The sequence below is a fragment of the Hymenobacter fastidiosus genome, from assembly GCF_039539565.1.
In the GTDB taxonomy this organism is placed as follows: Bacteria; Bacteroidota; Bacteroidia; order Cytophagales; family Hymenobacteraceae; genus Hymenobacter; species Hymenobacter fastidiosus.
Genome location: NZ_BAABDJ010000034.1, coordinates 1 through 15783, shown reverse-complemented (window position 1 = coordinate 15783; position 15783 = coordinate 1). Strand labels below are relative to the sequence as shown.

General features: G+C 61.2%; 11 protein-coding genes and 1 tRNA gene. 7 read left to right on the top strand and 5 right to left on the bottom strand.

Going from position 1 to position 15783, the window contains the following annotated elements:
• Positions 1 to 121 precede the first annotated feature (121 nt).
• From ABD833_RS13970 to ABD833_RS13950, 5 genes are all read left to right on the top strand, one after another.
• Positions 122 to 3586 carry a DUF7948 domain-containing protein gene (locus ABD833_RS13970; protein WP_345073803.1) on the top strand — a complete coding sequence of 1155 codons (3465 nt, stop codon included), beginning with the start codon at positions 122 to 124 and terminating at the stop codon, positions 3584 to 3586.
• Between the two features lie 293 nt (positions 3587 to 3879).
• Positions 3880 to 4353: a ribosome maturation factor RimP gene (locus ABD833_RS13965; RefSeq protein WP_345073801.1), complete on the top strand. Its 474-nt coding sequence runs from the start codon at positions 3880 to 3882 to the stop codon at positions 4351 to 4353.
• 144 nt (positions 4354 to 4497) lie between these two features.
• The gene (nusA, locus tag ABD833_RS13960; protein WP_345073800.1) at positions 4498 to 5793 is read left to right on the top strand and encodes a transcription termination factor NusA; all 1296 of its coding nucleotides are present in this window, start codon (positions 4498 to 4500) and stop codon (positions 5791 to 5793) included.
• A gap of 122 nt (positions 5794 to 5915) precedes the next feature.
• Complete coding sequence (gene infB / locus ABD833_RS13955) at positions 5916 to 9017, top strand: translation initiation factor IF-2 (RefSeq protein WP_345073799.1); 3102 nt, start codon at positions 5916 to 5918, stop codon at positions 9015 to 9017.
• A gap of 206 nt (positions 9018 to 9223) precedes the next feature.
• The gene (locus tag ABD833_RS13950) at positions 9224 to 10036 is read left to right on the top strand and encodes a hypothetical protein (RefSeq protein WP_345073798.1); all 813 of its coding nucleotides are present in this window, start codon (positions 9224 to 9226) and stop codon (positions 10034 to 10036) included.
• A gap of 258 nt (positions 10037 to 10294) precedes the next feature.
• Here the strand turns inward: ABD833_RS13950 and ABD833_RS13945 are convergent.
• Positions 10295 to 10369: transfer RNA gene (locus ABD833_RS13945), tRNA-Val, on the bottom strand.
• Between the two features lie 201 nt (positions 10370 to 10570).
• Between ABD833_RS13945 and ABD833_RS13940 the strand changes: the two genes are divergently transcribed.
• Together ABD833_RS13940 and ABD833_RS13935 are read left to right on the top strand one after the other, a co-directional pair.
• Positions 10571 to 11278 (top strand): porin family protein, encoded by a 708-nt coding sequence (locus ABD833_RS13940; RefSeq protein WP_345073796.1) that lies wholly within the window; start codon positions 10571 to 10573, stop codon positions 11276 to 11278.
• 90 nt (positions 11279 to 11368) lie between these two features.
• Positions 11369 to 11875 carry a DUF6992 family protein gene (locus ABD833_RS13935; protein ID WP_345073795.1) on the top strand — a complete coding sequence of 169 codons (507 nt, stop codon included), beginning with the start codon at positions 11369 to 11371 and terminating at the stop codon, positions 11873 to 11875.
• Between the two features lie 72 nt (positions 11876 to 11947).
• Here ABD833_RS13935 and ABD833_RS13930 read toward each other — a convergent pair whose 3' ends face one another.
• The 4 genes from ABD833_RS13930 to ABD833_RS13915 form a co-directional block, all read right to left on the bottom strand.
• The gene (locus tag ABD833_RS13930; RefSeq protein ID WP_345073794.1) at positions 11948 to 12520 is read right to left on the bottom strand and encodes a type 1 glutamine amidotransferase domain-containing protein; all 573 of its coding nucleotides are present in this window, start codon (positions 12518 to 12520) and stop codon (positions 11948 to 11950) included.
• Positions 12521 to 12623: 103 nt separating this feature from the next.
• Positions 12624 to 13139, bottom strand: coding sequence for an acyl-CoA thioesterase (locus ABD833_RS13925; protein WP_345073793.1), 516 nt, complete (start codon positions 13137 to 13139; stop codon positions 12624 to 12626).
• 115 nt (positions 13140 to 13254) lie between these two features.
• Positions 13255 to 14358 carry a DUF3616 domain-containing protein gene (locus ABD833_RS13920; protein ID WP_345073792.1) on the bottom strand — a complete coding sequence of 368 codons (1104 nt, stop codon included), beginning with the start codon at positions 14356 to 14358 and terminating at the stop codon, positions 13255 to 13257.
• Positions 14359 to 14601: 243 nt separating this feature from the next.
• Positions 14602 to 15714 (bottom strand): efflux RND transporter periplasmic adaptor subunit, encoded by a 1113-nt coding sequence (locus ABD833_RS13915; RefSeq protein WP_345073790.1) that lies wholly within the window; start codon positions 15712 to 15714, stop codon positions 14602 to 14604.
• Positions 15715 to 15783 lie beyond the last annotated feature (69 nt).

Below are 15783 nucleotides of genomic sequence, written 5' to 3'. Positions count from 1 at the left end.
GGGGCAAAGAGGCGGACAAAGGTAGAACTTACGGCTGGAACCCAATCTCAGCCGGGTTTGCGCCTGAGGGGGAGGTGGTCTTTTCGGTGTAAATTGCTTGCCTCATTTTCTTATTCCTGGAATGCTACTTTCTACGCTTCGCTATTTTCTTTTTCTGCCGCTGGTCTTCTCATCGTTAGTCACCACGGCGACCGGCGCGGTCCGCGAACAACCGGAGCCCAGCCTGGAGTTTGTCGAAAACAAAGGGCAGTGGGACGCCCGCGTCCACTATGTCGCTGCGCTGCCGGCCGGCCGGCTGTTCGTGGCGCCCACCGGCTTCACCTACTCCTTGGTGAGTCCGGTCGCTTTGCGGGCTCACCACGCCCACCACTACCCGGCTTCCGACCAGCTGCCCGGCCACGCCTATTCCGTCACCTTTGAAGGGGCCAATCCTCAGCCGGTCCTCAGCGCCGAGCAGCCGACGGCCGACCGCCGCAACTACTTTCTGGGCGCTGATCCGCGGCACTGGGCCAGCAACGTGCGCGGCTTCCGCCGGCTGCGCTACACCGATGTATACCCCGGCATTGGGGCCCAGCTCTACGAAAACACAGACCAGCAGCTCGAGTACGACTTTATGGTGCAGCCCGGGGCCAAACCCGACCAGATCCGCCTGCGCTACACCGGAGCCGATAAGCTTGCGCTCCAAAACGGCAATCTGCTTATCAGCACTTCCGTGGGCTTCGTTACGGAGCAGGCTCCCCGGGCCTGGCAGCAGCGCGGCGCGCGGCGGGTAGCCGTAGCCTGCCGGTTTGTGCTGCAGGGCACTACGGTTTCTTTCCGCCTGGGTCGCTACAACCACCGCGAGCCGCTGATTATCGACCCAACCGTTATTTTCTCCTCCTTCACCGGCTCCACGGCCGACAACTGGGGCTTTACGGCCACTTACGATCCACAGGGCAATATGTACTCCGGTGGCATAGCCTTTGCCCCGGGCTACCCCGTCAGTCCGGGGGCCTTCAGCCTGAGCTACAGTGGCAACGTGGATATGGCCATCATCAAGTACAACACGGCGACCTCGGGCCCCGCGGCCCGGCTGTACGCCACTTATCTGGGGGGCAGCGGAGCCGACTGCCCCCACAGCCTGGTAGTCAACTCCCGGGGGGAACTGGTGGTGCTGGGCTCCACCGGCTCCGCCAATTACCCCGTGACGGCCACGGCCTACGACCGCCGCTTCAACGGGGGGCCAGCCCTTGAGCCGCTGTCGGGGATCCGCTATGCGGCCGGCAGCGACTTGGTGGTAACCAAACTCAACGCGGCGGGCACCACTCTGGTGGCGTCCACTTTTCTGGGCGGCACCGGCACCGATGGTTTGCTGCAGGGCGCCACCCCCACCAGCGGCGGCGGACTGGTGCAGAACTACGGCGACCAGTTTCGCGGCGACGTTGTAACGGACGGCAGCGGCAACGTCTATATTGCTTCCTCTACCTCCAGCCTCGACTTTCCGGTACCCGGCGGCTTTCAGACCACGCTCCGGGGCAGTACTGATGCCGTGGTCTGCAAGCTCTCCGACAACCTGGGCACGCTGCTCTGGGGTACATTTCTGGGCAGCACCAGCCCCGATGCGGCCTACTCCATTCAAATTGACGCGGCCCGGACGGTCTACGTCAGCGGTGGCACTATGGGCGCTGATTTTCCCGCCACCCCCGGCAGCTTCCACCCCACTTCCAACGGGGGCACCGATGGGTTCGTGGCTCACCTGAGCGATGGCGGCAACACCTTGCTGCAGGCCTCCTACATTGGTACTACCGCTACCGATCAGGCCTATTTCCTCCAGCTCGACGCGGCTAATGACGTTTATCTACTGGGCCAGACCGCCGGCAGCTACCCCTTCACGCCGGGGTTGTACGTGGTGCCCAACGCGCGGCAGTTCATTCAGAAGCTGAATCGCACCTTATCCACCAGCCTCTACTCCACTACCTTCGGGGTGGCTCCTTCGGGTGGATCGGCACCCCATATTTCCCCCACCGCGTTTCTGGTCGACGACTGTGAGCGGATCTACGTGTGTGGCTGGGGCGGCCAGGTGAATTACAACCCGCAGAGCATTGCCGCTTTCCCCGTTACGGCCGGGGCCATCCAGCGCAGCTCCGACGGCTCCGACTTTTACCTGGCTCAGTTTACCCCGGGAATGCGGGCGTTGGAATACGCAACCTTTTTCGGCGAAGTCGGCGGCAGCAGCGGGGAGCACGTCGACGGCGGCACTTCCCGCTTCGACAAGCGCGGCATTGTGTACCAGGCCGTCTGTGGCGGCTGCGGCGGCAGCTCGGGCTTTCCGGTCCTGGGCGGCGTGAACACCTATTCCGGCACCAACCGGAGCACCAATTGCAACAACGCGGCTTTCAAAATCGACTTCGGCCAGCGCCTGGCCGACCCCGGCCCCAACCGCTACGTATGCGTCGGCCGGGAGCCTATCCTGCTGGGCGGGACGCCGGCCGGCGGCACCTGGACCGGGCCCGGCGTAACGCTGCGGCCCGGCGGCGGCTACCAGTTCACCCCTGCGCCAGCCCTGCTGGGAGGGAATGTCCTGACGTATTCCGTGGCCTCCACCGGCACCTGCATCAGCCGCCGGCAGCTGCGCGTAACCGTGACCCCGGAGGTACCGGCTACGTTTGCGCCCCTGCCATCAGTATGCGTCGATGGGGCGGCTCTTCCGCTGGTGGCCACCCCACCGGGCGGCACGTTCAGCGGGCCCGGTGTTTCGGGGACTACCTTTAATCCCGCCACGGCCGGAGTAGGCACTTTCACGCTGCTCTACGCGCTGAACGACACCATCCGGTGCAGTACGGCCACCCAGACCGTGGTCGTCAAAAAGCTCCCCGACGTAACGGCCGGCCCCGACACCACGCTGTGTGCCGACCAGTTTCAGGCGTTCCAGCTCCGCGCGGCCAAACCTGCCGGGGGTACGTGGAGCGGCCCGGGCGTAACGGCCGGAGGCTTTTTCACCCCTCCCAACACCAACAACCTGGGTGCCATTCTGACGCTGCGCTACGCCGTCGTGGAAGACGGCTGCACCAACTCCGATACCCGGCAGATTGTGCTGGCCCCCGCCCCCACCGCCAACGTCGCCCTCAACGTGCCCGAGTGCCAGTCCGCCCCCCAGTTCACGGGCCTGGCGCCATTTACCTGCACCTTCGCACCCCGGCTGCCCGGCGGCAGCTACCTCTGGACCTTCGGCGACGGCAGTACCTCTACTGCGGCCGGCCCGACGCATACCTTTACTGAACCCGGCAACTACCTGGTGCAGCTCACGGCGCGCTACGCCGGGTGCGAGGTGGTGACGCAATTTGCGCCCGTGGTGGTAGGGGAGGTTTTCGTACCCAATATCATTACCCCCAACGGGGACTCCCTCAACGAGTCGTTCCGGCCGCGCTTCAGCTGCCTGCCCGCCCGGCTCCAGGTGTTCACCCGCTGGGGCAACAAGGTGTTTGAAACCGCCACCTACCGCAACGACTGGCGCGGGGCAAACCTGCCCGATGGCGTGTACTACTATTACCTGATCGATACCGACGGCCGGCAGGCCCGGGGCTGGGTGCAGGTGAAACGGCAATAAGGGGGTGCCAAGCAGCCGGCTTTCCCAATCCACCAACTCAATATCCGGGGCCCTAACAGACTGGCTTCGCTGACTAGGCGGGGCCGGAGTCCCGCGGGTATCACCCCGGATCTTTTGGGGGAAAGCCCTTGGGCCCCCAGCTACTGCTTGGGCCCCCACCTGATAGGATCAGCCACCGGCCCCATGGCCCGGCTTGCTTTCGGCAATTCCCCGCCGTATATTTGCGCAGTATTCTGAAGGTGAAGAGGGGACGCTACGTCCCCTCTTTCTTTTATCACCCGGTTCAAGTCTCCATGAAATTCGAACGTGCCCGCCTTGCCGAAATGCTTCAGGACAGTATCACTGACCTGAACGTCTTCGTCATCGACCTCACCATCTCCGACTCGGCCATCCGACCCAAAGTCACGGCTATTCTGGACAGTGAGGAAGGCCTGGGCATCGATCAGTGCGCCAAAGTCAGCCGCCGGCTGGCCCACCGCATCGACGAAGCGTACGGGGAAGAAGCCAGCTACACCATCGAAGTCACCTCCCCCGGGGCCGACCAGCCCCTGACCGACCCGCGCCAGTATGCCCGCCATACCGGCCGCACCCTGAAACTGACCCTCACCGATGGCACCGAGAAAACCGGCACCATGGAAGCGGTGGAAGCCGAAGGAGTGCAGCTGGCCGAAGAGGTAAAGGTGAAAACCAAGAAAAGTATCCTGCCCGCCGTACTGGTGCCGTTCGCCGACATCAAGGAAGCGCGGGTAGTCATTTCGTTTAAATAAGCACCGATTTTAACCTGATTTCACTGATTTCGCTGATTGGTCTGTCGTCTTCCCAGCCGGGTACGCGGGCCAGGGAAGGCGTAAGGAAGCGGGTCAGTTTTAGAATTGGTGGAATCAGAAAAAATCAGCTTCAAATCAGCGTTTATGAACAGCAACGTCCTAATCGAATCGTTCGCCGAGTTCGCCCGATCCAAGAACATTGACCGTCCCACGATGATGAGCATCCTGGAGGACGTGTTCCGTACCATGATCCGGAAGAAGTACACGACGGATGAGAACTTCGACGTCATCCTCAACGTGGACAAGGGCGACCTGGAAATCTGGCGCAACCGCGAAATTGTGGACGACGACTCGGAGGACATCTGGGATTTCGACAAGATTCCGCTGACCGAGGCCCAGAAAATCGAGGCTGACTTTGAAGTAGGCGAGCAGGTAGCGGAGGAAGTGAAGCTGGAGGATTTCGGCCGCCGCGCCGTGCTGATGGCCCGCCAGACGCTGATTCAGCGCGTGAAAGATCTGGAGCGCGACAACCTCTACCAGCAGTATAAGGATCAGGTGGGCGAAATCGTGACCGGCGAAGTCTACCAGGTGTGGAGCCGCGAGGCGCTGATTCTCGACAAGGACGAAAACGAGCTGGTGCTGCCCAAAGGCGAGCAGATTCCGAAGGACCGCTACCGCAAGGGCGACACCGTGCGGGCCGTGGTTCACCGGGTCGAAATCATCAACGGCACGCCCAAAATCATTCTCTCGCGCGCCGCTCCGGCGTTCCTGGAGCGGTTGTTTGAGCTGGAAGTACCCGAAATCTACGATGGCCTGATTACCATCAAAAACATTGTGCGCGAACCCGGCGAGCGAGCCAAAGTAGCCGTTGAAAGCTATGATGACCGGATTGACCCCGTGGGGGCCTGCGTAGGCATGAAAGGCTCCCGGATTCACGCCGTGGTACGGGAGCTGGAAAACGAGAACATCGACGTTATCAACTATACCGATAACCTGGAGCTCTACATTCAGCGCGCCCTGTCGCCGGCCAAGATTGGCTCGATGCGCATTAATGAACAAACCGGCCGGGTTTCGGTGTTCCTCAAACCCGACCAGGTAAGCCTGGCCATCGGCCGGGGCGGGGCCAACATTAAGCTGGCCTCCCGGTTGGTAGGCATGGAAATCGACGTGTTCCGCGAAGCCGGCGACTACGACGAGGATATTGCCCTCGATGAGTTCCAGGACGAAATCGAGCCCTGGGTTCTCGAAGAGCTCAAGAAAATTGGTCTCGATACCGGCCGCGCCGTATTGGCCGTCAGCAAAGAAGATATCGTGCGCCGGACGGAGCTCGAAGACGTCACCGTTGAGGAAGTCTTCCGCATCATCCGCAACGAATTTGACGATGCTGATCCGGAAGCTGAACCAGAAGAAGAAGCACCAAACTCCGGCGCCGCGCAATGACTGCGCGGCGGCCGGTACGGCAAGGGCGCTGAATCATGCTAACCGGCGTGATTTAGCGCCGGCTGGCAAGATTTAATATAGTACCTTTGCATCTGAATAAGAGTATCGTTCGCGAGCATAGAATGGCGGAAGCAGCACCTAAACGGCTCCAACAGGCAGCCAAAGACCTGAACATTGGAATGGCTACGGTTGTCGAAACCTTGGCTAAGAAAGGGCATCAGGTAGAAAATAAACCTACCACGAAGCTGACTGCCGAACAGGTAGGCATGCTGGAAAAGGAGTTCGCCTCCTCGGCTCAGGACAAGATGGAAGCAACCAAGCTTACGCAGGCCAAGCGCCAGACGGAGCAGGAAGCGGCCCCAACTCCCCGTCCCGAGCCGGTGGCCGTCAAAGCCAGTGTCAGCGCCCCGACTTCGGCTCCCAAGCCCGCCGTGGTTCCCGTCCCCGCGCCCGCCCCAGCTGCTCCCGTAGCCGAAGTGAAGCCCGTGGTGGCTGCCCCAGCCCCGGAACCCATCCTTGAAACGCCCAAAGTACCGGGCCTGAAAGTGATGGGCAAAATCGAGCTGGATGCCAAAGGCCGGCCGGTAGCACCGAAGCCCGCCCCGGTCGCCGTAGCGCCCGCGCCTGCGCCGGTTGCCGAGCCCAAAGCAGCCCCTGCTCCCGCCCCGGTGGCGGAAGCACCGCTGGTTGCGGCGCCAGCGCCGAAACCAGCGCCGGTCCCGGTAGCCGAAGCTAAACCTGCAGCACCAGCACCAGCACCGGAACCAGCACCCGTTCCGGTAGCAGCCATTGCCGTACCGGCTCCGGCTCCCGAGCCGAAAGCAGCGCCTGCTCCCGCCCCCGTTGTGGCCGCGCAGCCAGCGCCGGCCGTAGTCCCGGCCCCGGCTGCTGATGCGGCTGTTTCCTCTGCTCCGGCCGGGGAGGCCCCAACGGAAGATGCCGGTACTATCGTTGCCAAAGCCGATCAGCTGAAAGGCCTCACGGTTCTCGGTAAGATTGAGCTCCCCATGGATTCCTCGCGCCGCGGGGGCCGGGGTGCCCGGCCGGTGGCTTCGTCTGATGTTCGCAAGAGCGGTCTGAGCCCCGACAAAAAGAAACGTCAGCGCATTCCCGGCCCGGCTGGTGCTCCTACCACACCCGGTCAAACGGGGGCAGCAACCGGTACTGGCTATCAGGGCAACCGTCCTGCCGGTCCCGGCCAGCGCCCCGGTGGTCCGGGTCAGGGCCCGCGCTCTGCTCCCGGCCAGCGGCCACCCAGCACGTTGCGGCCTACCATCGGCCCCGGCTCGCCCGGTGCGGCCAATACGCCCGAGCAGAACGACAAGCAGATTCAGGAGCAGATCAAGGCCACGCTGGCCAAGCTCAGCGGCGGCCGCGGGGGCAACCAGAACAACCGCGCCAAATACCGCCGCGACAAGCGGGCCGGCGGCGCGGAGGACCGCGAAGCCCAGCGCGCTCAGAACGAGCTCGACGCCAAGATCCTGAAAGTAACCGAGTTCATTTCGGCCAATGATCTGGCCTCGCTGATGGACGTTTCGGTGAACGAGGTCATCAAGGTGTGTCTGAATATGGGCATGTTCATTTCCATCAACCAGCGCCTCGATGCGGAAGCTATTACGGTGGTAGCCGACGAATTCGGCTACGACGTGGAGTTCCTGTCGGCGGAGGAAGAGGATGGGGATATTACCATCGAAGACAACGAGGAAGACCTGGTTTCCCGCGCCCCGATTGTGACCATCATGGGTCACGTCGACCACGGCAAGACCTCGCTGCTGGACTACATCCGCAATGCTACGGTAGCCAAAGGTGAAGCCGGCGGTATCACCCAGCACATCGGCGCTTACGACGTGATGACGGCTTCCAACAAGCGCGTTACGTTCCTCGATACTCCCGGTCACGAAGCCTTTACGGCCATGCGGGCCCGGGGTGCCAAGGTCACCGACATTGCCATCATAGTAATTGCGGCCGACGACTCCGTAATGCCGCAAACCCGGGAAGCCATCAACCACGCGCAAGCGGCGGGTGTGCCTATCGTTATTGCGATGAACAAGATCGACAAGGCGGGTGCCAACTCCGATAAGATCCGCGAGGAGCTGTCGGCGATGAACATCCTGGTGGAAGAGTGGGGCGGCAAGTACCAGTCGCAGGAAGTATCGGCCAAGTCGGGTCTCGGCGTGGAAGACTTGCTGGAGAAGGTATTGCTGGAAGCCGAATTGCTGGAGCTGAAAGCCAACCCCGACCGCAACGCGGTAGGTACCGTAATCGAAGCCATGCTGGACAAAGGCCGCGGCTACGTAACCACGGTACTGGTCCAGACCGGAACGCTGAAAGTCGGCGACGTGGTACTGGCAGGGCCGCACTACGGCCGCGTGAAGGCCATGACCGACCACCGCGGCAAGAAGATGAAGCAGGCTGGTCCGGCCACGCCGGTGCAGGTGCTGGGTCTGACCGGCGCGCCGCAGGCGGGTGATAAGATTCAGGTGATGGAAACCGAGCGCGAAGCCCGGGAGCTGGCCACCCAGCGTCAGCAGCTCTCGCGGGAGCAGAGTATGCGCACCAAGAAGCACATCACCCTGGACGAGATTGGTCGCCGTTTGGCCATCGGCTCGTTCAAGGAGCTCAACGTGATTGTGAAAGGCGACGTGGACGGTTCGGTAGAAGCCCTCTCCGACTCGCTGCTGAAGCTGAGCACGCCGGAAGTGAAGGTGAACATCCTCGCCAAAGGCGTAGGCGCCATCTCCGAATCCGACGTCTTGCTGGCCTCGGCTTCCGACGCCATCATCATTGGTTTCCAGGTACGGCCCTCGCAGAGTGCCCGCAAGCTGGCCGAGCAGGAGCAGATCGACATCCGCCTCTACTCGATCATCTACAATGCCATCAACGAGGTGAAGGATGCCATGGAAGGCATGCTGGCCCCGACGGTGCAGGAAATTGTGGTGGCCAACGCCGAGGTACGGCAGGTGTTCAACATTACCAAAGTGGGCACCATTGCCGGCTGTATGGTAACGGAAGGCTCCTTCGTCCGCCGCACCCGCGTGCGGGTGGTGCGCAACGGCATCGTGGTGTACTCGGGCGAAATCCAGGATCTGAAGCGCTACAAAGACGACGTGTCGGAAGTACGCCAGGGTTACGAGTGCGGTATTTCGGTGAAAGGCTTCAACGACCTGCAGGAAGGCGACAACATCGAAGGCTTCGAGGAAAAAGAAGTGAAGCGGACGCTGTAAAAGCATCCCCTATATCGGTGAAACGAAACGCCCCGGCCAGCTATGGTCGGGGCGTTTTGCGCTTGAAAATATACCGCGTCAGGCCAGTCAGCCATTTTCACATCATCATGTAATTGACCGCCGCGAGCCAGAGGAGTAGCTTTGCATCAGTTCAGGAATAAATTGTACTGCTGAAGAACTTATCTGCGCTCCTATTACCCCCGTCTATGAAAACGCTTGCTACCTCCTTTCTGTTGCTCACCACGCTGACGGCGGCACTGGCCCAAACCAAACCGGCTGGCCGCCCAGCGGCCAAGCCGGCCGCTGCCAAATCAGCCCCGCCGGTACGCTCCTCACCGGTTTCCCGGCCTATTCCGAAGGCCACGGCGAAGCCCACCACCCAGTCCGCGCGCCCGGCTTCCCCAAGTCCTAAAGCGACGGCGCCGGCTGCGGTAGCAGTACCGGCACCAGCGGCGGCCGAGCCGTCCCCCGTTACCGCAGCGTTAGCGTCAGTTCTGCCGGCGGCCAGCGAAGGCGAATTGTTTCGCAAAGGCACCACGATGGTTAACCTGGGCGTAGGGCTGGGGCTGGGCTACGGGTACTACGGCACCGTTAAATCGACGCCGGCGATGAGTTTATCCGTCGAGCACGGCTTTATAGAAGGCGTGGGGCCCGGTACTATTGGTATCGGCGGGCTGATCGGCTACAAAGGGTATCACTACGATTACCCGGGCACGAGCTACAAAGCCAGCTGGACGAATATCCTGGTGTCGGCCCGGGGGACCTACCACTATAATATCCTCAACAACCCGAAGCTGGATACCTACGGCGGGGTGAGCCTGGGGCTACGCCTGCAAAGGAGGAAAGACACGTACTTCGATACCGTAACCGAGCTGCAAGGCTACTCCAACAGTAACGCTTACGTGACTTCCGGCATTTTCGTGGGGGCCCGCTATTTCCTGACCGATAACCTCGGGGCCTTCACCGAAGTGGGGTATGATATGAACTACCTGAAGCTTGGCGTCACGGCCAGATTCTAAGTAAGCCGGCAGAGCTGGCGGCCCGAAACCAGCTGCCCGGCCCTGTTCTTCTTTAGTAGAGCCGGGGGCGAACGGTGGCCCCGGAATGCTAAAGAACAAAAAGCCCCGAAGCCATGCTTCGGGGCTTTTTTAACGGTGATTTCCACGCGGGCACGAATTGCCCGGCTTTGCTACGGAGGCCGGCGGACCTTTCGGAAGGAATACTAACGCAAACGCAGCCACCCGGGGGAGTAACTGCGTTTGCGTTAGTATACTAAGTGGGACATACTGGGCTCGAACCAGTGACCCCTACCTTGTCGAGGTAGTGCTCTGAACCAACTGAGCTAATATCCCATCATACACTTCTGGTGGCGGCCGGAAAGGGCCAAAGATACGGGCCGCGCCCAGATATTCGACTTACGCCCGTAAGTTTTTTTTGCCGGGGCTGGCCTTGGGCGCAACTTTCTCTTCGGGGCAAAGTATAGCGCCTTACCACTGTATAACTCCGCCCGATCAGGGGCGGACTCACTCCCGATTAAAAAACTGCTTTTTGTCATGAAAAAAATCACCCTACTCCTCGCGTTGGCCTTAGCCAGTGTTTCCGCCTTGGCCCAGGACTCCGGCAAAATTGGCCCGCGCTCTTCTTCCGACTATGCCGGCGGCTCCGGTGGTCATGACTCGCGTAATACTGGTTTCGGTGTAAAAGGCGGCTTCAACCTGTCGGACGTATACGGCGACAACAAGAAAAACTATACCGACGGCTCCAACTACAAAGCCTTTCACGCCGGAGTATATGGCCAGTACGGCTTCAGCGACAAGTTTTCGGTTCAGCCCGAACTGCTCTACAGCCGCCAGGGCTTCCAAGGCACCTCGACTTATACTAACGGCTCTACTACCACTACTGTAAAAGAGCGGCGCCTGGATTACGTGCAGGTGCCGGTATTGCTGGTATTCAATGTCCTCGATAATGTAAGCCTCCACGTTGGGCCTCAGGTAGCCTTATTGACCAAAGTAACGGAAGATGGCAAGGAGCGCAAAATCGCCAACGAAGGCAATATATACGGCTACAGCTACAACAGCCTCGATTACGGCGTTGCCGCCGGCGTTGAAGGCCGCGTGGGCCCCGCCCGCATAGGCGCCCGCTACACGGCGGGCTTTGCCGACGTCATCAACAACCAGGTTACGGTAACTGGTGGCAAAGCCCTTGATAACATTAGAAACAGCCTGTTTCAGCTTTACGTGGGTATTGGTTTCGCCCGCTAAACCGGTTACTTGGTTCATAAAAAAAGGAAGCCTGCGGGCTTCCTTTTTTTATGGCTAGATTCTGCCACCCTTAGCCCTATACGGCTCCCTATGCCCCTTCTGCCGGTTATTGATTTGTCTGCCCTTAACCACGGCCGTGAGCTGCTGGCGGAACGGGGCATGGCCGTGCTGGGCACCTGGGCCCTGCTGAATCTGCTGGTAAGCGGCTACTGGCTGACCCAGACCGACCGGCGCGCCGAAATGCATTATTTCCACCAGATGAACGTGGGCTGGAATATCGTGAATGCCGTGCTGGCCGTGGTGGGGATGCTCCGGGCCCACCCCAACCAGGTGGCGGGCCTGACGCTGGCCGACAGCCTGGCGGCGCAGTTTGACTTCGAAAAGATTCTGCTGCTGAATGCGGGGCTCGATGTGGCCTACCTGACTATTGGCAGCTGGCTCCGCGCCCGCGCCCTGACCACTGCCCAGCGCCCGCAACGCCTGCGGGGGTTTGGGCGCTCGTTGTGGCTGCAGGGCGGTTTCCTGCTACTGTTCGACGTGAGCTTCTACTTCGTCTACCACCAGTACGCCGGGCGGCTGCTGAACCTGGTGCCGTAATCTTTGGGCCCAAAAAAGCTCTCCGCCGGCCCTGCAGCCAGCGGAGAGCTTACGGAGCAATAATGCCGGCCGCTACGCCTGCACCGACACCTTGGTGAGGGCTTCTTTAATCTTCTCGTTGAAGTTGGGAATATCCTGCGGGTTGCGGCTGGTGATAAGGTTGCCGTCGACAACGACCGTTTCATCCACCCAATGGGCACCGGCGTTGGTGAGGTCGGTTTTGAGGCTGGGCCAGCTCGTCATTTTCTTGCCGCGCACCACGTCGGCTTCTATCAATGTCCAGGGGCCGTGGCAGATGGCGGCCACGGGCTTGCCGGAGCGCACAAACTCGCCGATGAAGCTTACCACCGACTGCTCGGTGCGCAGCACGTCAGGGTTTATCTGCCCGCCGGGCAGCACCAGCGCGTCGTAGTCGGCTACCTGCGCGTCGCCGATAACCTTATCAACGCTCACCTTGTCGCCCCAGTCTTTGGCCGGGCCGTCCCAGCCCTTGATGGAGCCGCTTTTCAGGGAAATAACGTGGGTTTCGGCGCCCTCGCCCTCGAGGAATTTCTTGGGGTCGTCCAGCTCGGACTGCTCGAAGCCGTCGGTGGCGAGGATGGCTATTTTCTTGCCTTTGAGGCTGTCGCTGCTGAAGATGCTCATGTCGTCGGGGGTTTAGGAAAGAATAGTACGGAAAGCGAAACGCCAGCTCCGCGGGGCGAAACCGGCTTTCTCTTAACGCAGTCCGCCGACCCGGGTTGGTGCATTATTCCTCCTTCCGGTCGCGCTTGAGCTGCTTGCGCAGGTGCTTCACCCGCTCATCGAACCCATCGGGGTCGTAGTTCACATCTTCGACATCAAGCTGATCGAGCATCTCCATCAGGGCGGCGGAGTGGTCGGTACGGGTAGCGGTGGCTACGCGCACGAAAGCCATTTCTGACCATAGCACGGCTTTCAGCCGGCTGCCGTCCTCGCTGAGCATCAGCATCTCCACCACCAGATTAGAGTTGTCGTAGTGAATAAGCTGGGTGCGGATGCGCACGATTTCGCCGTGGTTGGCGGGGCGCAGGTAGGCCAGATGGTGCTTGGTAATCACCCAGCCGGCACCTTCCACTTTGGCCATTTCCCCCAGATTGAGGGCATAGTGCTGGGTGGTATGCTCCTCACGGGCGTTGAGGAAATAGTCGAGGTAGCGGGCGTTGTTGAGATGACCCAGCATGTCGCAGTCCTGAAAATGAATGCGGTGCGTGGTTTCGGGCGTCTGGAGCAAGGGGGTAGACATAGGCAAGGCAGGAACAGAGCACCGCAAAGCGCGCGGTATTAGTCCGGGGTCAACAACGAATCACCCGGCGCGGTTATGCCCGGAGCGAATGGCAAGTCGGGACGGGGGAAGCAGGCTAGGGTTTCGGCAACCGGAAGGCATCGGCTACCACTTGCTGCGCGGCAGGCTTGCGGGCGTCGGTGGGGCTGTCGAACACAATCAGCACCTGGTTGCCGTCGAGCATGGCCATGCCCTCGGCTTTGTCCTTGCCCGCCGTAGGACCGTGGCCGTGGGGCACGTCGAAGTAGCGGCGGATTTTGTCGGGGCCGATCAGGCTGTCTTCGGCCTGGTTCAGCGCGTTGGGCCAGCAGTACACGGCAATGGTGCCGTCGAGGTCCATGGTGGGGCCGGCCAGCAGGTAGAGGTCGTCGCCGGAAAGGCGCAGCTCGCGCAGGCCCATGCCCCCAAGGTCAAGAAAGTGCTTTTTGTAGTACTTCTGCTCCCCTCCTATTTTGCCCAGACGCAGGCGGCCGTGCTTATCGAACTCGGGCAGCAGCTCCAGCACCAGGGCCCAGCCGCGCAGCACCGGACCACGCAGCCCCACGAACAGCCGGCCATCGGGCGTGGCGGCCAGCCCCTCGATATCGAAGCCGTTGTCTTTGCCGGGCAGGGCCATGAAGGGCTTGAGGTGGGGGTCCTGGGCCAGCAGGTCCATCAGCTCGTTGGAGTCGTCGTCGCCGTGGAGTTGGGCCGCCTGCAACGTTTCGTTGGCCCTGGTCGGGTGGGGCGCGGTTTTATGCAGCTCAAAGTCGCCGGTTTTCTCGTTCAGCAGCAGCGGAATGCGGGCCAGCAGGTAGCGGTTCGGGTCGCTTTCCACTTTCGCCAGCTTGGCAATCTGCTTGGCTACGTTTTCGTGGTCCGGGTCGGGCTGCTTGCGCTTGAGGCTGTGCGAGCCAATCAGCCACAGATAGTGGTCGGTGGAAGCCAGTCCTTCAATATCAATTTCGCTTTCCGCATCGGCGGGCAGATCGAGCAGCTCGGCGAGCGAATACGAGGTGTGGTGGCCGTATTCCTGCGGGCCCGTCAGGCGCAGGCGCTCCACGCTGGTACGCTCGTCGCAGCTCAGCCACAGGTTTTCGCCCGTGCAGAGCACCGTGGACAGGCCGTCGCGTACGTGCTTGCCGGAAGCATTGAGGCTGAGCTTAGGATTAAAGTGGAGCGTAAAAGGCTGGGGACGCATAAGCAGGAGGAACAGGTAAGGCGGGAGAACGATAACGGCCCACCCCCGCGTAGGGTTGGGCCGTTATCTTTTGTCATCGGTCATGCTTCATCTGGCGTCCGCGCAGTCGAAGCAGCTCTACCGCTTTGTTGCCGTAGCATTGATTACTAATGCGGTAGAGATGCTTCGGCTGCGCGGACGCCAGATGAAGCATGATGTTCTTTTTTCATTATTGCTTGTTCGGGAACAAGTCTTCTCAGCTTCTTACTCTTTCTTCTCGCCTTCCGCCGGCGGGCCGAGCACCTTCACCTTGTCGGCTTTCGCCAGGCCCGAGGTTATTTCCACGTTGATGCCGTCGGACAGGCCGGTCTTGACCAGGCGCTTCTGAAACTGCTGGGGCGCGGTTTCCACTTCCACGAAGATGCTGTCCTTATTCACCTTACCGAACTGCAGCAGGCTTTCGCGGATGGCGAGTACCTTACTGCGGCGGCCCAGGACGATGTCGCCGTTGGCCGAGTAGTTGGCCCGCAGAAACTGGCCGGGCTGGAGCTTGAGCCGGGCCCGCACCTGAAACTTAATAGCCCCTTCCTCGGCCAGGCCCTTGGGCGCGATGTATTCGAGCGTGGCCGGAAACGCCTGGTTTTCCAGGGCCCCGATGGTCAGGTTCAGGTCCATGCCTTCGCGCACCTTGCCCACTTCGCTCTCGTCGATTTTACCCTCGAACACCAGGCTTTTCATGTCGGCAACGGCCGCGATGGTAGTACCCTCGTTGAAGTTGTTGCGCTCTACTACCGACGAGCCCACTTTAATCGGTACGTCGAGCAGCAGGCCGGTGATGGTGGAGCGCACCAGGTTGGAAGCGCCCCCGGTATTGCGCGAGGCCCCGCGCCGGGCAATCTGCAGGTCGTTTTCGGCGGCGTTCAGGGCCTGCTGCCGGGCCCGCACGTCGGCCAGCAGGCGGTTGAATTCCTGGGCGGCAATAACCTTCTGGTCGAACAGCGGGCGCTGGCGCTCCAACTCCATCTGACTGGTTTCGAGGGCCACGCGGGCGGCCTGAATGCTGTTTTGGGCGTTGTTCACGTTGCCCGCGTTGGCCACCGTCCGGATGCGGGCCAGCAGCTGGCCTTCCTTCACCGGCTGCCCGGCTTCCACGTACAGCTCCTCCACGATACCCGACACCTGGGGCTTGATCTGCACCTCCCGGCGCGGCACAATGCTGCCCGTAGCCACGGTCTTCTTCACGATGTCGGTGATGAAGGGCGTCTCGGTTTTGTAGGTGATGGGGTCGGTGTTGGCCTGTTTCCAGAAATAGTAGCCCAGCCAGCCAAAGCCGGCCAGGAGCAGAAGCACCAGCAGGCCGAGGAAAATTCGCTTCATAGTAGACCTTATTCGACTTGGTTGGTGAGTTTATCGGGCGCGTAGGCCCGCCAGGCGCTACGGACGCGC